We start from the raw sequence: 25,363 nt of genomic DNA, 5'->3' as shown, positions 1-25,363 counted from the left end.
GCAGGTCAGATTATCGGGCCACCTGGGACTCCAGTGCGGCGACCACCCACCCGAACTCCTCCTCGTAGGCGGAGGGCGGTTCCAGACCGTTCACGATCGCGGACAGCTCGCGGTAGCGGGCGAGGCGCACGTTCGTCGCCGCCGCGAGGCGTTCGAGTACGGCGGCCGGGTCGGCGTCCCCGACCAGCTCGCGCAGGACACCGGCGGCCCGCGGCGAGTCCGTCGCGATGCCGTCCCCGATCGCCCCGCCCGCGAGCCGTACCAGCCGGCTCATGAACCACAGGGAGCTGCCGGAGGGGACGTCCGGTCCCCGGTCCGCCGCGTTGAACTCGATCATCCTGCGCATGGTGGTCCGGAACTCCGGGTCCTGGATCAGCTCGGCCAGCTCCACCCAGGCGTCCACCTGCTCGGGGGTGGGGTCGTCGGGCAGGTCGGCCGCGGCGAAGCGCAGGCGGGTGCGGATGTCGGGGTCCGCGGTGTCGATGCCGTCGAAGACCTCCGCCATGAAGTCCTCGATGATCCGCCTGCGCTCGGCGGTGGACAGCCGTGCCAGCTTGTTCATGAGCGTCGTCTCCTCTGCGGTCGAGCCGCGTCGTGCCACGGTCGACAGCACCGCGCGGGTCACCTTCAGCGACCGGATCTGCGCGTCCAGCGCGGCCACGTGTGCCGCCGCGACCTGCGCGACCGTCGTCTCACCGGTCAGCACCCGGCGTACGTCGGTGAGGCCGAGGCCCAGCTCGCGCAGGGTGCGGACCAGTTCCAGGCGGGCGACGGAGCCGGTGTCGTAGAGCCGGTACCCGCCCGCCGAACGGGCCACCGGGGGCAGGGCGCCCTCGTCCGACCAGTAGCGGATGGTGCGCACGGACAACCCGGTCGCCCGGGCGAGCTCGCCGATGGTGAGAAGTCCGGTGCCGTCGTCGGTCATGTCCGGGAGTCTGGGCCCTCCAGTGGCTGGAGACTCAAGCCACGCAGGTCATGAGGCCCCTCGGGAACCCTCAGCGGTCCGTCACGCGGATCTCGAACCAGGTGGTCTTGCCGCGGGGCAGCAGGTCCACGCCCCAGCGGTCGGCGAGCTTGTCGACGAGGAAGAGGCCCCGGCCGCTGATGTCCATCTCCTGGACCGGCATGAGACAGGGCAGCCCGCGGGACGGGTCGCGGACCTCGATCCGGATCCAGCCGCGCCGGTGGCGCATGCGGAGGCCGAAGACCCGGGCGCCGGTGTGCCGTACGGCGTTGCCGACCAGTTCGGAGACGAGCAGGACGGCGTCCTCGGCGGTCCTGGCGCCGAGGCCCCACTCCCGCAGGACGACCACCTGGACGAGCCGGCGGGCGGTGGCGGCGGACTCGGGACGGGACGGCAGCGGAACCTCCGCTTCCGTCGGGTTGCCGTACAACTCCAGCGCCTTCAGCGCGCGTTCGTCCTCGACCGTCGGCGACCAGCGCGACGCGGTCGCACGTCCGTCTCCCCGCGGCTGTTCCCTGCCATCCAGCCCCGCCATGCCCCCATCATGGCCGTCCGAGGGACCCCCGGGGGCCGTTCCGGGGGAATACGCCCCCCGTACGCCCCCGCCCGACAAGGGGCCGCCGGCATGCGCCGAAGGCATTTCGGAGCCCCCGAAACCTCGCCCGACCTGGGGAAACGGCTCGCGCTCAGGCAATCGACGGACTCCCTCGACACGAACGGCTTAAGGGTGCCCCAAGGTTCCCACAAACCGCCCCATCGAGGGACCCGTAATCAGACATCGCGTCAATTGCAAGGCTGCGTACGAGATCTCACAGGAATTTCGCCTTGCCCGGCCCCTCCTCCACGAAGCTGCGCATCCCCCGCTCGCGGTCCTCGGTGGCGAACAGGCCCGCGAACCAGTTGCGTTCGACGGCGAGGCCGGTGTCGATGTCCGTCTCGAGACCGGTGTCGACCGCCTCCTTGGCCGCGCGCAGCGCGATCGCCGGCCCCTGGGCCAGCTTCGCGGCCCACGCGTGCGCCTGCGCGTAGACCTCGTCGGCGGGGACCACCCGGTCCACCAGGCCGAGTGCCAGCGCCTCGTCGGCCCGCACCTGGCGCCCCGTGAAGATGAGGTCCTTGGCCTTGGAGGGGCCGATCAGCCGGGACAGCCGCTGGGTGCCGCCCGCGCCCGGGATCAGGCCGAGCAGGATCTCGGGCTGGCCCAGCTTGGCGTTCTCCCCGGCGATCCGGTAGTCGGCGCAGAGCGCCAGCTCGCACCCGCCGCCGAGCGCGTAGCCGGTGACGGCGGCCACGACCGGCTTGGGGATGCGGGCCACGGCCGTGAAGGAGTCCTGAAGGGCCTTGGAGCGCAGCACCATGGCCGCGTGGTCCATGGCCTGCATCTCCTTGATGTCCGCGCCCGCCGCGAACACCTTCTCCCCGCCGTAGATCACCACGGCGCGCACGTCCTCGCGCCGCGCGGCCTCCTCGGCGAGCTCCTTCAACCGGTCCTGCGTGGCGACGTCCAGCGCGTTCATGGGCGGCCGCTCCAGCCGCAGCGTGCCGACGCCTTCGGCGACTTCGAGATGTACGGTCATGCTCCGCAGGTTAGCGGGCGTTCACACCCGGGGGTACCGCGGGCGTCCCCCGGCCACCGTCACTCGGCCCCCCGCGGCGGGCCTGCGGGCCTTCTCCAGGAGGGTGAACGACTTGGGCGCCCCGCCCGGCTGCGGCTTGCCCGCCTTGTGGCCGGCGACCCGGTGGCCGGCGTCCAGCCCTCTGTGCCGGGTTCCTCGCCGGGCCTGCCACCGAGCCCGCCGAGCCGCCCGGCATGACAGCCGCCGTCGGCGATTCCGGCGGCAGGACGCCGATGGGAGCGAATCCCCAGGCAGATGGGAGCGAATCTCCCGGCAGAACGGCCCGCCGATGGCGTGTCGCCGGGAGTTTCGCTCCCATCGTGGTCCTGACACTTCAGCCGTGGTCGTGGATCCGCGCACCATCCGGTGCCGTTCGCGGCGTACTCGGCGCCGGTGGTCACCCTCCGGCGGCACCGGTTCCCGCCTCGTGGGGCCTGCCGCCCAGCCCCGGGACCAGCACCGCCGCCACCGCCAGGTGCATCAGGGCGAGGGAGACCCGGGTGCCGCCGTCCATGCCGTCGCCGATGAACGGCAGGAAGGACACGGCCAGTACGACGCCGGCCACCCCGGTCCAGATGGCGCGGGCGCGTCGTACCCCGGACCGCTCCAGGGCGGCCAGCAGTCCCCAGCCGGAGAGCGACGCGAGCAGTGCGACGGCCGCCACGGGCACGGCGCCGATGTCCAGCGTCCGCTCGCCGTCGACGATCCGCAGCCGGTGCCCCAGCAGCGGGTCCGTGACCAGCCACACCAGGACGGGGGCCAGGACGGCCAGGGCCGTGACCCTCAGGCGCCTTCTCCGCGCGCTCACCCGGCACTTCCCGAGAGCGCCCCGTGCAGGAAGACCTCCACCAGTTCCCGCGGGGTCAGGTCGGGCTCGTCCTCCGTACGCGGCTGGACGAAGAGCAACCCGAAGAAGAGGGCCGCGATCTGCTCCGGCGGCCGGCGCAGGGCGGCCTTCTCGGGCTCCAGCAGCTCCACGAGGGCCGCGCGGATACGGGCCGTCGACTCCTCGCGGCCCGCGCCGCGCACCGTGCCGGGGTGCTTGCCGCCGCGATGCCCCAGCGAGCCCATGATGGCGCCCATCCTGGACATGTGCGCCTGCAGCGCCTCGGCCGCCTCCGCGAGCCGGTCGGGCAGCGGCTGGGACACGTCGATCGCGTCGAGCTCGCGGACCGCGTGCTCGGGGGAGAGCGCCTCGGCCACGCAGGCCTGCAGCAGCTCGTCCTTGTCGGCGAAGACCCGGAAGATCGTGCCCTCGCCGATGCCCGCGGCGCGGGCGATCTTCGCGGTCGTCACCGCGGCGCCGTACTCGGTGATCAGCGGGATCGCGGCCTGGATGATCATTTCGCGGCGCTGCTCCGGTGACATGGCGGCGGCGCGACGGCGGGCGGTCTGGTTCTCCTTGGGTGGCGTCATGACGACGAGAGTACGGAGTGAGTGCTCACTCCGTCAATGAGTGAGCACTCACTCCGCCCACTTCCCCCCTTTCCCGCCCGGACGGGAAAAGGCGACGGCGGGGCCGTGCGGCCCCGCCGTCGCCGATCGGGCACGGAGTGCCCCGAGTGCTTACGCCTTCCACTTCTCCCAGGACATGTTCCAGCCGTTGAGGCCGTTGTCCGGGGCGATGGTGGCGTCGTTGGAGTTCTTGACGACCACGACGTCACCGATCATCGACTGGTTGAAGAACCAGGCGGCCGGGGCCTCCTTGTCCCAGCCGCCGCGGACGTCGCGCAGGCCGACGCAGCCGTGGCTGGCGTTGCGGTTGCCGAAGGCGTCGCCGCCCCAGTAGTTGCCGTGCAGGAAGGTGCCGGAGGTGGACAGGCGCATGGCGTGCGGGACGTCCTTGATGTCGTACTCGCCGCCGTAGCCGACCGTGTCGCCGTTCATCCGGGTGACCGTCAGCTTCTCGCTGATGACCATCTTGCCGTTCCAGGTCTCGTAGCCGGGGGCGCCGGTGGTGACCGGGACGGTCTTGAGGAGCTTGCCGTCCCGCATGACCTTCATCGTGAGCTTCTTGGCGTCGACGACGGAGACCTGCTCGCGGCCGATGGTGAAGGAGACCTTCTTGGCCTGCTCGCCGTAGACGCCGTCGCGGCCCTCGACCCCGTCGAGGTTGAGGTCGACGGTGACCTTGGTGCCGGCCTTCCAGTACTTCTCCGGGCGGAAGTCGAGGCGGTCGTTGCCGAACCAGTGGCCCTCGACCTCGACGGCCGGCTCGGTGGTGATGCGGATGGCCTTCTCGACGTCCTCGGGGTTGGTGATGCCCCGGGTGAAGCGGAGCGAGAACGGCATGCCGACGCCGACCTCGGAACCGTCCTCGGGCGTGAAGTGCCCGATGAAGGTGTTCTTCGGCGTCAGGGTGGTGAAGCTGGAGTCCTCGGCCGCGGTGCGGCCCTCGGAGTCCTTGGCGACCGCGTGCACCGTGTACTCGGTGGAGGCGGCCAGGTGGGTGGACGGCGTCCAGGTGGCGCCGTCGCCGGATATCTCGCCCTCGACCTCGTCGCCGTCCGGGTTCTTGACGACCACCTCGGTGAGCTTGCCGTTGCTCGCGTTCACCTTCAGCGCGCCGCTGGTCTCGACGGACTTCGCGCCGTCCTCGGGCGCGATGCCGACCACGGCCTCGGACTGCTTGCTCTGCGCCGCGGTGGAGTCCTTGCCCTTGCCGTCGTCCGGGCCAGAGCCCTGCTCCGAGCCTCCGCCGCCGCAGGCGGTCACCGCCAGCATCACGCCGAGCGCCAGTGCCGCCAGCTTCCGGCCGCCGCGCCCCCGGGCGCCGACCGGCGCCGCCCCCGATATGGGCCCCACGTTCACTTGTTTCTCCCCTCGGCGGGCCCAGTCCCTGCCGGACCCGCGCCCCCGCGCGCCCCTCGCGCGCTCGGGCATAGTAACCACAGGCCAGAGGGGTTCGAGGCGACGGGTTTGTCACCGTTCCGTTCCAAGTTCGACGGCCCGCCGAAGGAGTCACTTCACCGCGCCGCCCGCCTTCCACTCCTTCCAGTTCATGTTCCAGCCGCCGAGGCCGTTGTCGGGGGCGACCTTCTCGTCCTTGCTGTTGACGACCTCGACGACGTCGCCGATGAGGCTGCGGTCGAAGAACCAGCCCGCCGGGGTGTCCGCCCCGCCGCCCTTCACGTCGCGCAGTCCGACGCAGCCGTGGCTGACGTTGGAGTCGCCGAACACGTCGGTGTCGGCCCAGTAGTTGCCGTGCAGGAAGGTGCCTGAGCTGGTCAGGCGGATGGCGTGCGGGACGTCGGGGATGTCGTACTCGCCGCCGAAGCCGACCGTGCGGCTGTTCATGCGGGTGACCTCGAGCATCTCGGTGATCACCATTTTGCCGTTGTACGTGGGCGTCTTCCGCGCGCCCGCCGTGATCGGAACCGTGGCCAGCAGTTCCCCGTCCCGGCGCACCCGCATGGTGTGCCCGGCGGCGTCCACCACCGAGACCTGACTGCGGCCCACGGTGAAGGTGAAGGTGCGGTGCTGGAGGCCGTAGACACCCGGCGCTCCCTCGACGTCGCGCAGGTTCAGGTCGACGGTGACCTCGGTGCCGGGCTTCCAGTACCGCTCGGGGCGGAAGTCGAGGCGGGAGTCGCCGAACCAGTGCGGGCGGATCTCGACGGCCGGGCGGGCGGTGACGCGGACGGCGCGTTCGACGGCCGCGCGGTGGGTGATCTTCCGGTTGAACTCCAGGGAGACGATCATCCCGGTACCGACGGTGGAGCGGTCCTCCGGGGCGACGTAGCCGATGAAGCGTTCCTCCGGGACAAAGGTGGTGAAGGTGGTGTGCCGGGCGGAGCGGCGGCCGTCACCGTCCACGGCCACCGCGTCGACGGTGTACTTCGCGGCCAGCGCCAGCCGCGCGTCGTCGGGCTTCCAGGTCAGCCCGTCGGCGGAGATCCGCCCGGGGACGGGCGACTCCCGCGCGTCCTGCTCCGCGACGACCTCCACCGACTCCAGCCGTCCGTCCGGCACGCGCACCCGCAGCGCCGAGTCGGGGCGTACGTCCCTGCTGCCGTCGTCGGGCGACACGCGGATGACGTCCTCGGCGGCCGGGGGCCCGAACGCCCCGCCGACGGTGCCGTCCGCGGTGCAGCCGGCGGCTCCGGTCAGCAGTCCTGCCCATGTCACTACGGTGGCCAACACGGCCCTCGCGCGCCGTGCGCGCCCTTGTACGTACCTCACGCGGTGCCCAACGACGGGCCTCGCCTCCGGGAAACGACCATGCCGCCCCCCGGGGAAACGTGAGTGCGAGGCACGCTCTGGGCAGAACAGTGGGAGGACGACGCGCCGGGGAGCCGCGGCCGAGCCGATGGAAAGGGCCGTACACCCCTGTCCGCCGCCGTCCCCTCACGAGCCGCGGGAGGCTGACAGGTGTCCAGCGCAGCCGAGCAGGAGGCGGTGGCCGCGGAGCGGGCCACCGGGGACGGGCGCCCGGCCGCCGTCGTGAACGGCGTGCGGCCGGCGCCGCCCGTGCCCACGGTGCCCGTGCGGCCGGGCCGGCCGACGCCGCTGGGCGCCCGGTTCCGGGTCGGCCCGGACGGGGTGGCGGGGACCAACTTCGCGCTGTGGGCGGGCGGGGCGGAGGGGGTCGAGCTGTGTCTGTTCGACGAGCGGGGCAGGGAGAGCAGGGCCCGGCTCACCGAGCTGACGCACGAGATCTGGCACGGCTTCGTGCCGGGTGTGCTGCCGGGGCAGCGGTACGGCTACCGGGTGCACGGCCGCTGGGACCCGTGGACGGGCGCCCGCTGGAATCCGGCGAAGCTGCTCCTGGATCCGTACGCGCGTGCGGTGGACGGGGCCAAAGGGAATGATTACAGCGCGCTGCCGCCGGAGGTGTACGGGCACGTCCGCGACTGGCCGGAGCAGCATGTCGCGGACACCGTGCGCGACGACCGGGACTCCGCGCCGTACGTCCCCAAGGGCGTCGTCGTCCACGATGACGACGACTGGGCGGACGACCGCCGGCCGAAGACGCCCTGGGCGGACTCGGTGATCTACGAACTGCACGTCAAGGGCTTCACGCGGCGGCACCCCGGCATCCCCGAGGAGCTGCGCGGCACGTACGCGGGGCTGGCGCACCCCGCCGCGATCGAGCACCTGGTGAAGCTGGGCGTCACGGCCGTGGAGCTGCTGCCGGTGCACCAGTTCGCGCACGAGGACCACCTGCTGCGCCGGGGGCTGCGCAACTACTGGGGCTACAACTCCATCGGCTACTTCGCCCCGCACGCCGGTTACGCGGCCTCCGGGACGAGGGGACAGCAGGTCGGCGAGTTCAAGCGGATGGTGCGCGCCCTGCACGCGGCCGGGATCGAGGTGATCCTCGACGTGGTCTACAACCACACGGCGGAGGCGGGCGAGCTGGGCCCCACGCTCTCCCTGAAGGGCGTCGACAACCGCGGCTACTACCGCCTCCAGCACGACGCCCGCCGGTACGCCGACTACACGGGCTGCGGCAACACCCTCCACGTCGTCCAGCCGCACGTGCTGCGCCTGATCACGGACTCCCTGCGCTACTGGGTGACCGAGATGGGCGTCGACGGCTTCCGCTTCGACCTGGCGGCGGCGCTGGCCCGCTCGATGCACGACGTCGACATGCTCTCCCCGTTCCTCGCGGTGATCGCGCAGGACCCGGTGCTGCGCCGGGTGAAGCTGATCGCCGAGCCGTGGGACGTCGGCTCCGGGGGCTACCAGGTCGGCGCGTTCCCTCCCCTGTGGACGGAGTGGAACGACCGCTACCGCGACGCCGTACGGGACTTCTGGCGGCACGCGCTGCCGGACGTACGGGAGATGGGCTACCGGCTGTCCGGCTCCAGCGACCTGTACGCCTGGGGCGGGCGACGGCCGTACGCCTCGGTCAACTACGTCACCGCGCACGACGGTTTCACCCTGCGCGACCTCGTGTCGTACGGGCGCAAGCACAACGAGGCGAACGGCGAGGGCAACCGGGACGGCACGGACGACAACCGCGCCTGGAACTGCGGCGCGGAGGGAGAGACGGAGGACACCGGCGTACGGGCCCTGCGGCGGCGGCAGCTGCGGAACCTGCTGACCACGCTGCTGCTGTCGACGGGCGTGCCGATGCTGGTCGCCGGTGACGAGATGGGCCGCACCCAGCGCGGCAACAACAACGCCTACTGCCAGGACAACGAGATCGGCTGGGTGGACTGGGCGCTCGTGGACGACCCGGACTGGCGGCCCCTGCTGGAGCTGACCTCCCGGCTGATCGCCCTGCGCCACCGGCACCCGGTGCTGCGCCGCCGGGCCTTCTTCTCCGGCCGCGCGCACTCCGCGGACGGGCTGCGCGACCTGGCCTGGTTCACCCCGCGCGGCACGGAGATGACCGAGGACGACTGGTACGCGCCGGCCGCCACGCTCGGCATGTTCCTCTCCGGGCGGGACATCCCGGGGCGCGACGAGCACGGGGCGCCGGTCCTCGACGACAGCTTCCTGGCCGTCCTGCACGCGGGGCACGACCCGGTGGAGTTCGAGCTGCCGGGGCCGCCGTGGGCCCAGCGGTACGAGGTGGTCGTGGACACCGCGCGGGAGGAGCAGGACCGGGCGCCGGGCGTGGAGCACCGCGCGGGGACCCGGGTCACGGTGCCGGGCCGGACGGTGCTGCTGCTGCGGGTGCGGACCTGACCGTCCGTGACACACGAACGGGTATCGGCCGATCGGCTGACGCGGTGCGTACGACTTCGCCGTAGCCGCAGGTCGTAGGACCAGCGGCGGAGGACGGTCCGGCCGAAACTCGGTGGGCAGTGTCAGCGGCGATCCGTAGGCTCGCCGCTGATGCCCACTACACCTTCTCCCCCGGAATCCCGCCCCACCGTGCGTACGCTGCTGCGGCTGTGGCCGTATGTGCGGCCCGTGCGGACGCGGCTGTTCAGCGCCGCGTTCGTCGCGGTCGTCGCCTCCTGCATCGGGCTGGTCATCCCGCTCGTCCTGAAGTGGATGGTGGACGGCCCGATCGCCGACCGGGATCCGGCGGGAGTGTGGCTGGGCGCGCTGTACCTGCTGCTGCTCGGGCTGGCGGAGGCGCTGCTGTTCGGGTTCCGGCGGTGGCTGGTGGCGCGTCCGCTGTCGCACGTCGAGGCGGAGATGCGGGCGGGTCTGTACCGGCATCTGCAGCGGCTGCCGGTCGCGTTCCACGACCGGTGGCCGTCGGGGCAGTTGCTGTCGCGGGCCACGACGGATCTGATGCTGCTGCGGATGTTCCTGGCGTTCCCGCTGACGTTCCTGCTGGTCAACGGCGTGACGATCCTGGTCGGTGTGATCATCATGCTGATCCAGGACTGGACGCTGGGGCTGGTCATCCTGGTGCCGGCCGTGCCGGTGATGGTCACGTGCGTGGTGTTCGAGAAGCGGTACTCGGGCGCGGCGCGGCTGGCGCAGGACCAGGTGGGTGATCTGACGACGGTCGTCGAGGAGGGCGTGCTCGGCATCCGGATCATCAAGGGGTTCGGGCGGCACCGCAGCCAGGCGCGGGCGTTCCGGGAGCTGGCGGGGAAGCTGCGGGGGACGGAGCTGCGCAAGGCGCGACTGCTGGCGACGATCCTGGGCGTCATCGTGACGCTGCCGGAACTCGCCATCGGGGCGGCGTTGGTGCTGGGGGCCGTGCGGGTGGCGGACGGCTCGCTGTCGGCGGGAACGCTGGTGGCGTTCCTGTCCACGGCGTTGGCGCTGCGCTGGCCGGTGGACTCGATCGGCTTCCTCCTGGCCATGAGCCAGGAGGCGGCAACAGCGACGGAACGCTACTTCGAGGTCATGGACGCCGAGCCGGAGTCCACCCCAGCTGCGGGCAGTCGTGCCGCTGGGGCGGCACGGGTGGGCGCAGCCGAGCCGCAGCCCACCGCAGCGCTGCCGGACTCCACCGCAGCTGCGGGCAGTCGTGCCGCTGGGGCGGCACGGGTGGGCGATGGGGGCACCTCCCAGGCCGTTCAGGCACTGGGGGAGGCACCTCGTAGCGCCGAGCGGCGAAACCAACCCCCGGCCGACACCAACACCGGCACCGGCAGCGGCAGCGACACCAACACCGGCACCGGCAGCATCGAAGGCCTACGGTTCGAGAACGTCAGCTTCCGCTACCCCGATGCCCCGGCCGACTCCTTGCCCGTGCTCGACCGCGTCGACCTGCACATCCGCCCCGGCGAATCCCTCGCCCTCGTCGGCGCCACCGGCAGCGGCAAGACCACCCTCACCGCCCTCGTCCCACGACTGCACGAAGTCACCGAGGGCCGCATCACCCTCCACGGCACGGACATCACCGAAATGTCCCGGGAAGAGCTGCGCTCCCGCGTCGCCGTCGCCTTCGAGGAACCCACCCTCTTCTCGGCCAGCGTCGGCGAGAACGTACTGATGGGCGGCGGCACCGGGGACGAAGACCTGGAGCGCGCCCTCGCCGTCGCCCAGGCCGACTTCGCGCACGCGCTGCCCCGGGGCACGGACACCCAGGTCGGCGAACAGGGCCTCAGCCTCTCCGGCGGCCAGCGCCAGCGCCTCGCGCTGGCCCGCGCCGTCGTCGGACGCCCCGACTTCCTGGTCCTCGACGACCCCCTGTCCGCGCTCGACGTGCACACCGAGGCCGCCGTCGAGGCCGCCCTGCGCCGGGTGCTCGCGGACACCACCGCCCTCATCGTGGCCCACCGCCCCTCCACGGTCCTGCTCGCCGACCGCGTGGCCCTGCTCTCCGGCGGCCGGATCACCGCGGTCGGCACCCACCACGAACTGCTGCGCGACAACCCCGAGTACGCGCACCTCATGTCCGGCGCCCCCGCGGGGAACCAGGAGGAGGACGAGCGATGACGGCGACCACCACCGCCCCCGCCCGGGACGAGGACGACGACCGGACCCCGCCGTCCGACGACCCCTTCGACCAGGACCGGCTGCCCACTCCCCCGGGCGCCACCGGCGTACTGCTGCGTTCCCTGCTCTCCCCCCTGCGCGGCAGGGTCGCCGTCACCGCGCTGTTGCTGCTGCTCCAGCAGGCCGCCGTGCAGGCCGGCCCGCTGCTGGTGGCGTACGCCATCGACCGGGCCGTGCCCGCGTTCCGCGGCGACGACAACGGGCCGCTGATCGCGGTGGCGGTGGGCTACCTGCTGTGCGCGGTGGCGGCCGGCGCGCTCCAGTACGGGTTCGTCACCGCCTCCGCCCGGGTCAGCCAGGACGTGCTGCTCGATCTGCGCGGCCGTATCTTCCGGCACGCGCAGGCGCTCAGCGTCGACTTCCACGAGCGCTACACCTCGGGCCGGCTGATCTCCCGCTCCACCACCGACGTCGAGTCGCTGCGTGAACTCCTGGAGGAGGGACTCCAGGAACTGGTGATGGTGATCCTCTCCGCCGTCTACATCTCGGTGCTGCTGCTCTGGCTGGACCTCGGCCTCGGTGCCGTCGCGGTGGCGTCCTTCGTGCCGCTGTACCTGTTCGTACGGTCGTACCGGCGGCGGGCGGGGCGGGTGTACCGGAAGCGGTCGACGGCCATCGCGGCGGTGATCGTGAAGTTCGTCGAGACGATGAACGGCATCCGGCCGGTGCGCGCCTTCCGCCGGGAGGCCGCCAACGACGCCGAGTTCGCGGTGCTGAACCGGCGGCACGAGCGGACCAACGGCGACGCGCTCCTTGAGATGGCCCGCTACGTCGTCGGCTCCCGGATCACCGCCAACACCACGGTCGCGCTGATCGTGCTGTGGGGCGCCTACCGGGTCGCGGACGACTCCCTCGAACTGGGTGTACTGGCGGCGGCGGTCCTCTACCTCCGCCGCCTCTACGACCCGATCGACCGGCTCGGCATGTTCCTGAACTCCTACCAGTCGGCGGCGGCCTCGCTGGAGAAGATCGCCGGCCTGCTGGCGCAGACCCCGTCCGTGCCCGAGCCGTCGGCCCCCCGCGAGCTGCCGGGGCGGCGTTCCGGGCTCCCCGGCCGCGAGGTCGTCTTCGACGACGTCCGGTTCGCGTACCGCACCGGCGGCGAGGTGCTGCCCCGCTTCGGCCTCACCCTTCCGGCCGGGCAGACGGTGGCCGTCGTCGGCTCGACCGGCGCGGGCAAGTCGACGCTGGCGAAGCTGCTCGCCCGCTTCTACGACCCCACCGACGGCCGGGTGCTGCTCGACGGGGTGGACCTGCGCGACCTCACGGGACGCGCTCTGCGGCGCGAGGTGGTGATGGTGACGCAGGAGGCGTTCCTGTTCTCCGGCACGGTCGCCGAGAACATCTCGATCGGCCGGCCGGACGCCACCCGCCAGGAGATCGAGCAGGCGGCGAAGGAGATCGGCGCGCACGACTTCATCGCCGCGCTCCCCGACGGCTACGACACCGACGTACGCAAGCGGGGCGGCCGCATCTCGGCCGGTCAGCGCCAGTTGGTCGCCTTCGCGCGGGCGCTGCTCGCGGACCCGGCGGTCCTCATCCTCGACGAGGCGACCAGCTCGCTGGACATCCCCGGCGAGCGGGCGGTGCAGCGGGCGATGGCGACGGTGCTGAAGGGGCGTACGGCGGTGGTGATCGCCCACCGGCTGTCGACGGTGGAGATCGCCGACCGGGTGCTGGTGATGGAGCACGGACGGATCGTGGAGGACGGCAGCCCGGCCGAACTCATCGCCGGCACGGGCAGGTTCGCCGACCTGCACCGGGCCTGGCGGGACAGTCTGGCGTAGCCGCGACGGCGCACAGGGGGAGAACGAGCGGTGATCGACGCGTACGAGGACCCCGGCACGCCCGACCGGCGGGGCGGGGCCCGGTATCTGTGGTGGCTGGTCACGCGGCAGCCGGGGCGGTGTGCGGCGGGGGCGGTGTTCGGCAGTGTCTGGATGGTGCTGCTGGCGGCGACGCCGTACGCGATGTCGCGGGCCGTGGACGACGGGCTGGGGGCGGGCGACACGGGGGCGCTGGTGCTCTGGACCGGGGCCCTGTTCGTGGTGAACGGGGTCAACTCCTGGCTGAGCGTCATGCGGCACCGCACGATGACGCGGGTGCGGATGGACGCCAACTTCCGCACGGTGAAGGTGGTCGTGGGGCAGACGGTGCGGCTGGGGGCCTCGCTGGAGCGGCGGGCCGGGGCCGGGGAGGTCGTCACCATCGGGGTGGGTGACGTGCAGATGATCGCCCAGTCGCTCACGGCCGTAGGGCCGGGGATCGGCGCGGTCGTGGCGTACGGGGTGGTGGCCGGGCTGCTGCTGTCGGTGTCGCCGCTGCTGGCGGTGGTGGTCCTGCTGGGGGTGCCGGTGATCGGTCTCGTCGTGGGGCCGCTCGCGGGGCGGTTGCAGGGCACGGAGACGGAGTACCGGGAGCGGCAGGGCGTGCTGACCGCGCGGATCGGGGATCTGGCGGGCGGGCTGCGGGTGCTGAGCGGGCTGGGCGGGAAGAACCTGGTCTCCGACGCGTTCCGCCGGGACTCGGGGCGGCTGCGGGAGCAGGGGTACCGGGTCGGGGCGGTGACGAGCTGGATGCAGGCGCTCGCCGCCGGACTGCCGACGCTGTTCCTCGCGGGGGTCACCTGGATCGCGGCCCGGCTGGCCGCGCAGGGACAGATCAGTGTGGGCGAGCTGGTGTCGGTGTACGGCTATGTGGCCGTACTGGTGTGGCCGGTGATGTTCCTCATCGAGTGCGGCTACCAGCTGAGCCGGGGTGTGGTGGCCGCCCGGCGGGTGACGGCGCTGCTGCGCCTCGATCCGCCGGCCGACGCCGCCACCGCCGATCCGCCGGCCGAGCCGTCCGCGCTGGACGATCCGGAGTCGGGGGTGCGGGTGCTGCCGGGGCGGCTGACCGCGCTCACCGCCGTCCACCCCGCCGAGGCGCTCGCCGTGGTGGACCGGCTCGGGCGGTACACGCCGTCGGCGGCCACCTGGGGCGGGGTCCGGCTGGACGAGGTCGCGCTCGCGCGGGTGCGGGAGCGGATCCTGGTCGCCGACCCGGAGGCCGATCTGTTCGCCGGTCCGCTGCGGGAGGTGGTGGCCGGGCGAGGGGATCCGTCCGACGAGGACGTGCTGCGGGCGCTGCACTCGGCCGCCGCCGAGGACGTCGTGCAGGGGCTGCCCGAGGGGCTGGACTCGGTCGTGTCCGCGCAGGGCCGCAGCCTCTCCGGCGGTCAGCGGCAACGGGTGCGGCTGGCACGGGCGTTGCTGGCCGACCCGGAGGTGCTGCTGGCGGTGGAGCCCACCTCGGCGCTCGACGCGCACACCGAGGCCACGGTCGCCGACCGGCTGCGCGCGGCCCGGAAGGGACGTACGACGCTGCTGGCCACCTCCTCGCCGCTGGTGCTGGACCGGGTCGACCGGGTGCTCTTCCTGGCCGACGGGAAGGTGGTGGCGAGCGGCAGCCACCGTGAACTGCTCGGCAGCGAGCCCGGATACCGGGCGCTGGTGGCCAGGGACGCCGGCGAGAGCGCCGCCGAGGAGGTCGCCCGATGAGCGGGGAACGACTTCCCCTGGCCGGGCCCGCCGATGTGCGCCGGGCCGCCGCGGGGCTGGTGCGGGCGGACGGGCGGGCCTTCGCCGGCGTACTGGTCCTGAACGCGCTGGCGGCCGTGGCGGGGCTGGCCGGGCCCTGGCTGCTGGGGCGGATCGTCGACGAGGTGCGCGACGGGGGCGGGGTGGCGGTGGTGGACCGGCTGGCGCCGGTCATCGTGGCGTGCGCGGTCACCCAGTTGCTGCTGTCCCGCTGGGCCCGGTACGTGGGGCACCGCTTCGGGGAGCGGACGCTGGCGCGGGTGCGGGAGCGGTTCGTGGACCGGGCGCTGGGGCTGCCGTCGTCGGTGGTGGAGCGGGCGGGCACCGGTGATCTGACCGCGCGGGGGACGGCGGACGTGACCGCCGTCGGTACGACCCTGCGTGACGCCGGGCCCTCCCTGCTGGTCAACGGGGTGCAGTCGCTGTTCGTGATGGCGGCGGTCGTGGTGGTGGATCCGCTGCTCGGCGCCCTCGGGCTGCTGTGTCTCACACCGATCTGGCTCGCGGTGCGCTGGTATCTGCGCCGTGCGCGCGACGCCTACCTCGCCGAGGGCGCGGCCAACTCGGACGTGGCGGAGATCGTCGCGGCGACGGCGGCGGGGGCCCGCACGGTGGAGGCGTTCCGGCTTCAGGAGCGGCGGGTCCGGGCCGGCCGGGACGCGCTGGAGGCCTCCCGCCGCGCCCGGTTCCACACGCTGTTCCTGCGCACGGTGTTCTTCCCGGTGGTCGAGGTGTCGTACGCCGTGCCGGTGGCCGGGGTGCTGCTGATCGGCGGGGTGCTGCACGAACGGGGCGCGGTGAGCCTCGGGGCGGTGGTGAGCGCGTCCCTGTATCTGCTGCAGTTGAGCGGGCCGCTGGACGAGGTGCTGATGCGGGTCGAGCAGTTGCAGAGCGGCGGGGCGTCGTTCGCCCGGGTGGAGGGGCTGGCCCGGGCGCCGCGCGCGGCGGAGCGGGGCGACAGTCCGGATCCGGCCGGTGACCGCATCGACGTGACCGGGGTGCGCTACGCCTACGACGGGGGCGTCGAGGTGCTGCGCGGGGTCGATCTGACGGTGACGCCGGGCGAGCGGCTCGCGGTGGTGGGGCCGTCCGGGGCGGGCAAGACCACGCTGAGCCGGCTGCTCGCGGGCGTGGACGCGCCGACCTCGGGGAGCGTGACGGTGGGCGGGGTGCCGGTGGCGGGTCTGGACCCGGAGCGGCTGCGGCGGCAGGTGGTGCTGGTCACCCAGGAGCACCATGTGTTCCTGGGATCGGTCCGCGACAATCTGCGCATCGCCGAACCGGGAGCCGGTGAGGGTGAGTTGTGGGCGGCGCTGGCCGTGGTCGGCGCCGAGGCGTGGGTGCGGGAGCTGCCGGAGGGGCTGGACACGGAGCTGGGCGAGGGCGGCCACGCCACCGACGGTTCGCAGGCGCAGCAACTGGCCCTGGCGCGGGTGGTGCTGGCCGATCCGCACACGCTGATCCTCGACGAGGCCACCGCCCTGCTCGACCCGGCCACCGCCCGGCACACCGAGCGCGCGCTGGCGGCCGTCCTGGAGGGCCGTACGGTCATCGCCGTCGCGCACCGGCTGCACACCGCGCACGACGCCGACCGCGTGGCCGTCATGGAGGACGGCCGCCTGACCGAACTCGGCACGCACGACGCCCTGGTGACGGCCGACGGAGCGTACGCGGCCCTGTGGCACTCCTGGCACGGCGACCACCCGTCCGCCACAACCAGCCCGTCCGGCACCAACTAGCCCGTCCGGCGTTTGAGGACGAGGCCCGTCCAGGGCCGAAGGGGGGTCCGGGGCCGAAGGGGGGTCCGGGGGCACAGCCCCCGGGGACGGGACGGGAAGGGGCGGCGGGGGCGAAATCCAAAGACCCGCCCCCTCGATCCGTCACAGCCACGACAGCCCTCCCAACTGTTCGTATACCGAACCCGAACTCCCGGACAACGAACGGTTTCCGGCCAAATTCCTGACGCGCCCCTGACAGAAACCGCGATCACCTGCCACTCTTCCCACGGCCGCTCCGCAGCAACCCCACAGCGACACCCATCGCTGCACGCGGCGGCCACAGCGAAGAGCACTTCCGTTCTGCCCGGCCGGCCCACCCGCCGTCCGGTTCTCCCCAGGCCGCGCGACCCGCGGCCACGCAGAAGGAGTCCGCGTTGAGAAGCAGGTCGTCCCACAGACGCACCCCCCACGCCACGCACCGCCGTGCCGCCGCCGTCGCCCTCGCCGGGGTGGCCGCGCTGATCGCCACGGCCGTGCAGTCCGGCAGCGCCACCGCCGCCCCCGAGCGGACACCCGCGGCGGCGAGCGAGGCCAAGCCCGGTTCCGAGTCGGTCAGGCTCACCCCCGCCCAGCGGGCCGCGCTGATCCGCGAGGCGAACGCCACCAAGGCGGAGACCGCCGAGGACCTCGGTCTGGGTGCGAAGGAGAAGCTCGTCGTCCGTGACGTCCTCAAGGACCGCGACGGCACCGTGCACGTCCGCTACGAGCGCACCTACGACGGTCTGCCCGTACTCGGCGGCGACCTGGTCGTCCAGGGCGGGACGCCCGGCGCGGCCGACTCCGTCGTCAAGGCCACCCGGACCGCGGTGAAGCCCGCGACCACCACCGCCAAGGTGCCGGCCGCCGAGGCCGAGCAGCAGGCCCTGTCCGCCGCGAAGGCCGAGAAGGCCGAGGGCGCCGACGTCGACCGGGCCCCGCGCAAGGTGATCTGGGCCGCCGAGGGCACGCCGGTCGTGGCGTACGAGACGGTCGTCGGCGGCCTCCAGCACGACGGCACCCCACAGGAGCTGCACGTCGTCACCGACGCCACCACGGGCGAGAAGCTGTACGAGTGGGAGGCCGTCCAGAACGGAACCGGCCACACCGTCTACAGCGGCACCGTCGACCTGACCACCACCCAGTCCGGGTCGTCGTACAACCTCACCGACGGGGCGCGCGGCGGACACAAGACGTACAACCTCAACCGGGGCACCTCCGGCACCGGCACGCTCTTCTCCGGCTCCGACGACGTCTGGGGCAACGGCAGCCCGTCCAACCTGGAGTCGGCCGCCGCCGACGCCCACTACGGGGCCGCGCTGACCTGGGACTACTACAAGAACGTGCACGGCCGCAGCGGCATCCGCGGCGACGGCGTGGGCGCCTACTCCCGGGTCCACTACGGCAACAACTACGTCAACGCCTTCTGGTCCGACAGCTGCTTCTGCATGACCTACGGCGACGGCTCCGGCAACGCCAACCCGCTCACCTCGATCGACGTGGCCGCGCACGAGATGACCCACGGTCTCACCTCGAACACCGCGGGCCTCAACTACAGCGGCGAGTCCGGCGGCCTCAACGAGGCGACCAGCGACATCTTCGGCTCGACCGTCGAGTTCTACGCCAACAACTCCTCCGACGTCGGTGACTACCTCATCGGCGAGGAGATCGACATCAACGGCGACGGCACCCCGCTGCGCTACATGGACAAGCCGAGCAAGGACGGCGCGTCCAAGGACTCCTGGTACTCGGGCATCGGCAGCATCGACGTCCACTACTCGTCCGGCCCCGCGAACCACTTCTTCTACCTGCTGAGCGAGGGCAGCGGCACCAAGACCATCAACGGTGTCACCTACGACTCGCCCACCTCGGACGGCCTCCCGGTCACCGGCATCGGCCGCGCCAAGGCGGAGAAGATCTGGTTCCGCGCGCTGACCACCAAGTTCACCTCCACCACCAACTACGCGGGCGCCCGCACCGGCACCCTGGCGGCGACCGGTGAGCTGTACGGCACGGACAGCGCCGAGTACAAGGCGGTGCAGGACGCGTGGGCGGGCATCAACGTCGGCTCGCGCTCCGGTGACGGCGGCGGCGGTGGCGGTACGTCCTTCGAGAGCGACACCGACGTGACCGTCCCGGACTACGGCTCCGCGGTGACGTCCCCGATCACCGTCTCCGGACGGACGGGCAACGCGCCGTCCAACCTCCAGGTCTCGGTCGACATCGTGCACACCTACAGCGGTGACCTGGTCGTCGACCTGCTGGCCCCGGACGGCACGGTGTACAACCTGCGCAACCGCACCGGCGGCTCCGCGGACGACATCAACCAGACCTTCACGGTCAACGCCTCCTCCGAGGCCGCCAACGGCACCTGGCAGCTGCGCGTACAGGACCGGGCGCGGTACGACACCGGCTACATCAACGGCTGGAAGCTCACCTTCCCGTAAACCGGGAGCGAGTGCCATGAGCGGCGCCCCGCCTTTCTCCAAGGCGTGGGCGCCGCCCTACTCTTGGGTCCCATGTCTTCGGCGGACTTCACCTACGACCACGTCGGCGCGACCCGGGAACCCGGTTTCTGCCCTCCCGGCTTCCACCCGATGCGCGTCCGCACCCGCCTCGGCGAGGGCGAGGCCGTCTTCCGGCAGGCGGCTCAGGCGCTGCTCACCTGGGAGCTGCACCGGGAGCTGGGGGTCGGTGTCGAGGCCGCCGCCGACCGCGCGGCCCCGGACGTCGACGTCACCATCATCCTCGCCGGGGTCGTGAAGGCGCCCTGCCGCGTGGTGTGGACGGTGGAGGAGCACCGCAGGGCCGGCTGGGCGTACGGCACCCTGGCCGGGCACCCCGAGTGCGGCGAGGAGTCCTTCGTCGTGGACCGCACCGGCGACGGAACGGTGTGGCTGACGGTGGAGGCGTTCAGCCGGCCGGCCCGCTGGTACTCCCGCGCGGGCGGCCCGGCCACCCGCGCGATGCAGCACGCGTACGCCCGCCGCTGCGGCAAGGTGCTGCGCCGCCTGGCCACGCAGGGCCTCGAGGAGTACTGACATCCGGACGGCGACGTCGGGAAGGGTTCGAAAGTTTCGAACCCTCGCATCGGCGAACCCCTCGACACCCCCTCCCCCGGCGTCCGACGCACCCGCCTCGCCCCAGCTACGGCAACGGTCCATAGCACCGAATACTTTCGGAGGCATTACGAAACCATTGACAACTCCTCCGCCGCGGAAGACCGTTGTGGCGCTCCCCGGTCATACGTCACAGACGTAGGACCGGTCCCCTGTCGCCTCGTCGGTGAGCGCCGAGGTGTGCTCGGCGTGTCTCCCCGTCACTGACGTGCCCTTCACGAGGAGGAACAGTTCCATGAGCGAATCCCCCCACAGCTCCGGCCCACGTCCGGTCAGCCGCAGAAGGTTCGTCCTCGGCGGTGCCGGGGCACTGGCGGCAGCGGCGGGGTCCGGACTGCTGCTGCCCGGCACGGCACGGGCCGACCAGGTCCTCACCAGCAACTCGACCGGTACGTACAACGGGTACTACTACTCCTTCTGGACCGACGACCCGGGCTCCGTCACCATGACGCTGGGAGCCGCCGGGCAGTACAGCAGCCAGTGGAGCAACACCAACAACTGGGTCGGCGGCCTCGGCTGGAGCAACGGCAGCCGCCGCAACGTCACCTACTCCGGCACGTTCAACCCGGGCAGCAACGGCTACCTGGCGCTGTACGGGTGGACCGCCAACCCGCTGGTGGAGTACTACATCGTCGAGAACCACGGCCCGTACAACCCCGGGTCGGCCGGCCAGCAGCGCGGCACGGTCAACGCCGACGGCGGCACGTACACGATCTACGAGTCCACGCGGACCAACGCGCCGTCGGTGGAGGGCACCAAGACCTTCCAGCAGTACTGGAGCGTCCGGAACAGCAAGCGCTCCAGCGGCACCATCAACACCGGCACGCACTTCGACGCCTGGGAAGCGGCCGGGATGCCGATGGGGGCCTTCAACTACTACATGATCATGGCCACCGAGGGCTACCAGAGCACCGGCAGCTCCAACGTCACCCTCGGTGGCGGCGGCGACGGGGGAACCCCCACGACACCGCCGCCGGGCGCCTGCAGCGCCACCTACCGCACCACCAACGCGTGGAACAACGGCTTCAACGGTGAGGTGACCGTCACCGCGGGCAGCGGTGGCGTCTCCAACTGGAGCGTGCCGGTGACGCTGGCCGGCAACCAGACGATCGCCTCGCTCTGGAACGGCACCGCCAGCAGGAGCGGGAACGTGGTGACCGTGACCCCGGCCGGCCACAACCGCACCCTGAGCGCGGGACAGTCGACATCGTTCGGCTTCACCGTCAACGGGCCCTCCAGCCCGGCGCCGTCGGTCGGCAGCTGCGGCGCGGGTTGATCCGACGTCCCGCTCCCCCCGCGCCCCCACACCTCGGCGCGGTGCCCCTCGGCACCGCGCCGTCGCCCGCCCGGGGAGACCTCACCGCATCAGCAGCCCCGCAGCCTCCACCACGTCCTCCGAGGGCACCGCGACCAGCCCCAGCTCGGCACCCGACGCCAGCAGGCGATGGCTGGGCAGGATGCGCACCGTGTACCCGAAGGGCCCCGTCCGGTCCAGGGCCAGCGGCCCCTCGTACACCCACCGCCCCTCCGCGTCCGGCGTACCCACCGGCTTCAGCGGCACAGCCGTCGCATCGGTGATCCGGTCCTCCCCGTCCACCCGCCCGGACACCGCCTGCACCTCGACGTCCTCCGGCTTCAGACCCCCCAGCCCCACCCGCACCCGCAGCGCGAGCGTGCTGCCGAGCTCCGCGGTGGCCGCCGTCACGGACGTCTCGACATGGTCGACGGTCACCCCGTGCCAAGCGGCCCGCACCCGCGCCTTCCACCCGGCGAGCGCACGCGCGGACTCCGCGTCCATCGCACGATGGGCGTGCGCGGCGGGCGCGTACAGCCGCTCCACGTACTCCCGGACCATCCGCCCGGCCAGCACCTTCGGCCCGAGCAGGCTCAGCGTCCGCCGCACCATCTCGATCCACCGGTCCGGCAGACCGCCCCTGCCCCGGTCGTAGAAGCACGGGGTGATCCGCTGCTCCAGCAGGTCGTACAGCGCCGCGGCCTCTATGGCGTCGCGCCGTTCCGGGTCGGTCCCGGCCCCGTCCGCCGTGGGGATCGCCCAGCCGAAGTCGGGCTGGAACCACTCGTCCCACCAGCCGTCGAGCACGGACAGGTTGAGGCAGCCGTTGAGCGCGGCCTTCATCCCGCTGGTTCCGCACGCCTCCAGCGGCCGCAGCGGATTGTTCAGCCAGATGTCGCAGCCGGGGTAGAGCTTCTGCGCCATCGCCATGCCGTAGTCGGGCAGGAACACGATCCGGTGCCGTACGCGCGGGTCGTCGGCGAAGCGGACCAGTTCCTGGACGAGCCGCTTGCCGCCGTCGTCCGCCGGGTGCGCCTTGCCCGCGACCACGATCTGCACCGGCCGCTCGGGGTGCAGCAGCAGGTCCGTCAGCCGGTCCCGGTCGCGCAGCATCAGCGTCAGCCGCTTGTACGACGGGACGCGCCGGGCGAAGCCGATGGTCAGCACGTCCGGGTCGAGCACCCCGTCGATCCAGCCCAGCTCGGCCGTGCCGGCACCGCGCTGCCGCCAGGAGGCGCGCAGCCGCTCGCGCACCTCAAGGACCAGCAGTTCGCGCAGGGACCGGCGCAGGTCCCAGATGTCCTGGTCGGCGATGTCCGCGACGGAGTCCCAGCGGTCGGAGTCGCCGACGCTCAGCGCCTCCTCGGTGCGCTGGGCGCCGATCTGCCGGGCGCCGAGCCGGAACACCTCGGGGGCGACCCAGGTGGGCGCGTGCACCCCGTTCGTCACGGAGGTGATGGGCACCTCCTCGGGGTCGAAGCCCGGCCAGAGTCCGGCGAACATCTCGCGGCTGACGTCGCCGTGCAGCAGGGAGACGCCGTTGGCGCGCTGGGCCAGGCGCAGGCCCATCACGGCCATGTTGAACAGGTTGGGCTCACCGCCGGGGTAGCTCTCCGTGCCGAGCCGGAGGATGCGGTCGACCTCCATGTTCGGCAGTTCGGCGTGCGGGCCGAAGTGCCGGGCGACCAGTTCGCGGTCGAAGCGGTCGATGCCGGCCGGGACGGGCGTGTGGGTGGTGAACACGGTCCCCGCGCGGACCGCCTCCAACGCCGCGTCGAAGTCCAGCCCGTCCGCGCGCAGTTCGGCGATGCGCTCCAGGCCGAGGAAGCCGGCGTGGCCCTCGTTGGTGTGGAACACCTCGGGCGCGGCGTGCCCGGTCAGCTCGCAGTACGTACGTACCGCCCGGACCCCTCCTATGCCGAGCAGCATCTCCTGGAGCAGCCGGTGTTCACTGCCGCCGCCGTAGAGCCGGTCGGTCACCCCGCGTCCGCCGAGGTCGTTCTCCTCGACGTCGGAGTCCAGCAGGAGCAGCGGGATCCTGCCCACCTGGGCCAGCCAGATCCGCGCCCGTAGCGATCGGTCGCCGGGCAGGGCGAGGGTGACCTGGGCGGGGGTGCCGTCGGGCTCCTCGAGCTGGTCCAGGGGCAGCTCGTTGGGGTCGAGCACGGGGTAGTGCTCCTGCTGCCAGCCGTCCCGGGACAGGGACTGGCGGAAGTAGCCGTGCCGGTAGAGCAGGCCGACGCCGATGAGGGGGACGCCCAGGTCGCTGGCGGCCTTGAGATGGTCGCCGGCGAGGATGCCGAGTCCTCCGGAATACTGCGGCAGGGCGGCCGTGATGCCGAACTCCGGGGAGAAGTAGGCGACGGCGGCGGGCAGCCGGTCGGTCTGTGCCTGGTACCAGCGGTCGCCGGTCATATAGGCGTCCAGATCGGCGGCGACCGTGTCGAGGCGGTCCAGGAAGGCGCGGTCACCGGCCAGCTCGGCGAGCCGCTCGGTCGCCACGCTGCCGAGCAGCCGTACGGGGTCGCAGCCGGCGGCGGCCCAGCGTTCGGGGTCGACGGAGCGGAACAGGTCACGGGTCCCGGTGTGCCAGGACCAGCGCAGATTGCGGGCCAGGTCGCTCAGGGGGCGCAGGGGTTCGGGGAGCACGGGTCGGACGGTGAATCGACGGATCGCCTTCACAAGTCACCTCGGCGCGTTCGTGAGAGACGCGGTGTGCGTCCGGGCATCGTTGCCGACAGTACCGGCGCGGACACGGTCCGCGCGGGAGGCTGGGGGACACGGGTACCTCCGTACCCCCGTCCAAACGATTCACCTCATGGCGGACATGGCCGATTCCGCCCCCCGTGGGCGTTCCTGTCCGCACTTCGCCTCGCGCCGGACGCCTCCCCTCCGGCATGCCGGCGGCCCGCACCACACTCCGCCGGGCGTGAGACGGGCCGGCGCGGCCGGCCGGCAGGACAAGAAACCGGCCTTTTCCGCCCTCGGTCCGTTCGCCCCGGGGGCCCCGGTCACCCCGCCCTCCGCCGCGGGCGGCACCGCGCGGGTCACCTCCCCGGGTGCGCCGACGGCGTCCCCGCACGCGGCGGGCGCGGCGGCGCCGTACCCGCCCAGCACCGGCGGGTGGACCCGGTACGGAGGGCGAACGCGCTGGTCAAGGGGGCGACGAGCGGAAAGGTGAGCGGGCGCGGAGCCGGTTCGCCGCATCGGGCGCTCCGGGTTCCGGGACCGTGGCGGCAACCCGGCCGGGGGGCGCCTCCGGCCGTGGGAGCGGGCCCAGCACGGGCCGGGCCCGCCCTGCGCGGACGAGGCCGGTCTTGTGTGTCGACATACGCGCGAGTAGTTAACAAAGTGCCGGGTTGTCCACCCGAACAGTGTGGGAAGGCTCCTGCGGGTACCCCCTCAGCAGCATCACGCAGGACCCACCTCCCCACAGTCATCCGCCCACCCACGTTGACGCGGACAGGAGCGGTCATGCCCGCCAAGCACCACTCGTCATCCCCTCCGACACCAGGCACCGCCCGGACACCCGTGAAGCGCGGCGCCGGATCGTCTCCGGTCCGCCCGGCCGAGACCGGCCCCCCGCCGCCCGCCCCTGTGACACCGGCCCCCGCGACCGCCGTGGGACGCATTCCCGTCCTCGACGTCCGGCCGATGGTCCGGCAGGGGCGCCGCCCGGCGAAGGCCGTGACCGGTGAGACGTTCGAGATCTCGGCGACCGTGTTCCGTGAGGGCCACGACGCGGTGGCCGCCGATGTGGTGCTGAAGGACCCCGAGGGACGTCCGGGGCCGTTCACGCCGATGCGGGAGCTCGCGCCCGGCACGGACAGGTGGGGGGCGACCGTCACCGCCGGGGAGCCGGGGCTGTGGACGTACACCGTGGAGGCGTGGGGCGACCCGGTCACCACCTGGCGGCACCACGCGCAGATCAAGATCCCGGCGGGCATGGACACCGGGGTCGTCCTGGAGGAGGGCGCCCGGCTGCACGAGCGGGCGGCGGCCGGGGTGCCCGACTCCGGGCCCAGAGGCGTCCTCCTCTCCGCCGTGGACGCCCTGCGCGACGAGAGCCGTCCGGCGGCGTCCCGGCTGGCGGCGGCGTTGACGCCGGAGGTCGACGCGGTGCTGGCCCGGCATCCGCTGCGGGAGCTGGTCACCAGCAGCGAGCCGCTGCCGCTG

17 protein-coding genes are annotated in these 25,363 nt (G+C 72.7%); 9 read left to right on the top strand and 8 right to left on the bottom strand.

Annotation, left to right across the window (positions count from 1 at the left end):
* Positions 1–10: 10 nt before the first annotated feature.
* The 7 genes from ACIA6T_RS12195 to ACIA6T_RS12165 all read right to left on the bottom strand — a co-directional run bounded on the left by ACIA6T_RS12195 (position 11) and on the right by ACIA6T_RS12165 (position 6,762).
* The gene (locus ACIA6T_RS12195; RefSeq protein WP_399446446.1) at positions 11–925 is read right to left on the bottom strand and encodes a MerR family transcriptional regulator; all 915 of its coding nucleotides are present in this window, start codon (positions 923–925) and stop codon (positions 11–13) included.
* A 70-nt stretch (positions 926–995) separates the two neighbouring features.
* On the bottom strand, positions 996–1,604 hold the full coding sequence (locus ACIA6T_RS12190; RefSeq protein WP_399446444.1) for an ATP-binding protein: 609 nt from the start codon (positions 1,602–1,604) through the stop codon (positions 996–998).
* Between the two features lie 169 nt (positions 1,605–1,773).
* The gene (locus ACIA6T_RS12185; protein WP_385050208.1) at positions 1,774–2,541 is read right to left on the bottom strand and encodes an enoyl-CoA hydratase/isomerase family protein; all 768 of its coding nucleotides are present in this window, start codon (positions 2,539–2,541) and stop codon (positions 1,774–1,776) included.
* Between the two features lie 436 nt (positions 2,542–2,977).
* Positions 2,978–3,388 (bottom strand): DUF6069 family protein, encoded by a 411-nt coding sequence (locus ACIA6T_RS12180; protein WP_399446443.1) that lies wholly within the window; start codon positions 3,386–3,388, stop codon positions 2,978–2,980.
* Positions 3,385–3,996 (bottom strand): TetR/AcrR family transcriptional regulator, encoded by a 612-nt coding sequence (locus ACIA6T_RS12175; RefSeq protein ID WP_399446442.1) that lies wholly within the window; start codon positions 3,994–3,996, stop codon positions 3,385–3,387. Before ACIA6T_RS12175 ends, ACIA6T_RS12180 begins: the two co-directional genes overlap by 4 nt.
* A 150-nt stretch (positions 3,997–4,146) precedes the next feature.
* A complete protein-coding gene (locus ACIA6T_RS12170; RefSeq protein WP_399446440.1) occupies positions 4,147–5,391 on the bottom strand; it encodes an Ig-like domain-containing protein in 1,245 nt (414 codons plus the stop codon).
* Positions 5,392–5,541: 150 nt separating this feature from the next.
* The gene (locus tag ACIA6T_RS12165; RefSeq protein ID WP_399446439.1) at positions 5,542–6,762 is read right to left on the bottom strand and encodes an Ig-like domain-containing protein; all 1,221 of its coding nucleotides are present in this window, start codon (positions 6,760–6,762) and stop codon (positions 5,542–5,544) included.
* Positions 6,763–6,951: 189 nt separating this feature from the next.
* On the opposite strand from ACIA6T_RS12165, the gene glgX reads away from it, so the two are divergent.
* The 8 genes from glgX to ACIA6T_RS12125 all read left to right on the top strand — a co-directional run bounded on the left by glgX (position 6,952) and on the right by ACIA6T_RS12125 (position 21,169).
* A complete protein-coding gene (glgX, locus tag ACIA6T_RS12160; RefSeq protein WP_399446438.1) occupies positions 6,952–9,219 on the top strand; it encodes a glycogen debranching protein GlgX in 2,268 nt (755 codons plus the stop codon).
* 150 nt (positions 9,220–9,369) lie between these two features.
* Positions 9,370–11,382, top strand: a complete 2,013-nt coding sequence (locus ACIA6T_RS12155; RefSeq protein ID WP_399446437.1) for an ABC transporter ATP-binding protein — start codon at positions 9,370–9,372, stop codon at positions 11,380–11,382.
* Positions 11,379–13,229 (top strand): ABC transporter ATP-binding protein, encoded by a 1,851-nt coding sequence (locus tag ACIA6T_RS12150; protein ID WP_399446436.1) that lies wholly within the window; start codon positions 11,379–11,381, stop codon positions 13,227–13,229. The genes ACIA6T_RS12155 and ACIA6T_RS12150 overlap by 4 nt, the downstream gene beginning before the upstream one ends.
* A gap of 30 nt (positions 13,230–13,259) precedes the next feature.
* The gene (locus ACIA6T_RS12145; RefSeq protein ID WP_399446435.1) at positions 13,260–14,981 is read left to right on the top strand and encodes an ABC transporter ATP-binding protein; all 1,722 of its coding nucleotides are present in this window, start codon (positions 13,260–13,262) and stop codon (positions 14,979–14,981) included.
* Positions 14,978–16,759 carry an ABC transporter ATP-binding protein gene (locus ACIA6T_RS12140; protein ID WP_399446434.1) on the top strand — a complete coding sequence of 594 codons (1,782 nt, stop codon included), beginning with the start codon at positions 14,978–14,980 and terminating at the stop codon, positions 16,757–16,759. Before ACIA6T_RS12145 ends, ACIA6T_RS12140 begins: the two co-directional genes overlap by 4 nt.
* A gap of 413 nt (positions 16,760–17,172) precedes the next feature.
* Complete coding sequence (locus tag ACIA6T_RS12135; RefSeq protein ID WP_399446433.1) at positions 17,173–19,221, top strand: M4 family metallopeptidase; 2,049 nt, start codon at positions 17,173–17,175, stop codon at positions 19,219–19,221.
* A 72-nt stretch (positions 19,222–19,293) separates the two neighbouring features.
* Entirely contained in the window at positions 19,294–19,815 is a 522-nt protein-coding gene (locus ACIA6T_RS12130; RefSeq protein WP_399446432.1) for a DUF1990 family protein, read from the top strand.
* 313 nt (positions 19,816–20,128) lie between these two features.
* Entirely contained in the window at positions 20,129–21,169 is a 1,041-nt protein-coding gene (locus ACIA6T_RS12125; protein WP_399446431.1) for a glycoside hydrolase family 11 protein, read from the top strand.
* An 81-nt stretch (positions 21,170–21,250) separates the two neighbouring features.
* Here ACIA6T_RS12125 and ACIA6T_RS12120 read toward each other — a convergent pair whose 3' ends face one another.
* The gene (locus ACIA6T_RS12120) at positions 21,251–23,869 is read right to left on the bottom strand and encodes a glycosyltransferase family 1 protein (protein WP_399446430.1); all 2,619 of its coding nucleotides are present in this window, start codon (positions 23,867–23,869) and stop codon (positions 21,251–21,253) included.
* A gap of 792 nt (positions 23,870–24,661) precedes the next feature.
* Here ACIA6T_RS12120 and ACIA6T_RS12115 point away from each other — a divergent pair.
* Positions 24,662–25,363, top strand: a 702-nt coding sequence (locus ACIA6T_RS12115) for a maltotransferase domain-containing protein (RefSeq protein WP_399446429.1), incomplete at its 3' end; no start/stop codon positions are given.

Origin of the sequence: Streptomyces sp. NPDC051740, assembly GCF_044453165.1 — a bacterium.
Lineage (GTDB): Bacteria > Actinomycetota > Actinomycetes > Streptomycetales > Streptomycetaceae > Streptomyces > Streptomyces atrovirens.
This window is presented reverse-complemented; position numbering and strand designations above follow the sequence as displayed.

Bases quoted from the DNA above. Each gene is read 5' to 3' on its own strand.
- ACIA6T_RS12185 (WP_385050208.1), bottom strand. From the start codon at position 2,541: ATGACCGTACATCTCGAAGTCGCCGAAGGCGTCGGCACGCTGCGGCTG.
- ACIA6T_RS12140 (WP_399446434.1), top strand. From the start codon at position 14,978: ATGAGCGGGGAACGACTTCCCCTGGCCGGGCCCGCCGATGTGCGCCGG.
- ACIA6T_RS12150 (WP_399446436.1), top strand. From the start codon at position 11,379: ATGACGGCGACCACCACCGCCCCCGCCCGGGACGAGGACGACGACCGG.
- ACIA6T_RS12130 (WP_399446432.1), top strand. From the start codon at position 19,294: ATGTCTTCGGCGGACTTCACCTACGACCACGTCGGCGCGACCCGGGAA.
- ACIA6T_RS12155 (WP_399446437.1), top strand. From the start codon at position 9,370: ATGCCCACTACACCTTCTCCCCCGGAATCCCGCCCCACCGTGCGTACG.
- ACIA6T_RS12175 (WP_399446442.1), bottom strand. From the start codon at position 3,996: ATGACGCCACCCAAGGAGAACCAGACCGCCCGCCGTCGCGCCGCCGCC.
- ACIA6T_RS12125 (WP_399446431.1), top strand. From the start codon at position 20,129: ATGAGCGAATCCCCCCACAGCTCCGGCCCACGTCCGGTCAGCCGCAGA.
- ACIA6T_RS12190 (WP_399446444.1), bottom strand. From the start codon at position 1,604: ATGCCTTCGGCGCATGCCGGCGGCCCCTTGTCGGGCGGGGGCGTACGG.
- ACIA6T_RS12195 (WP_399446446.1), bottom strand. From the start codon at position 925: ATGACCGACGACGGCACCGGACTTCTCACCATCGGCGAGCTCGCCCGG.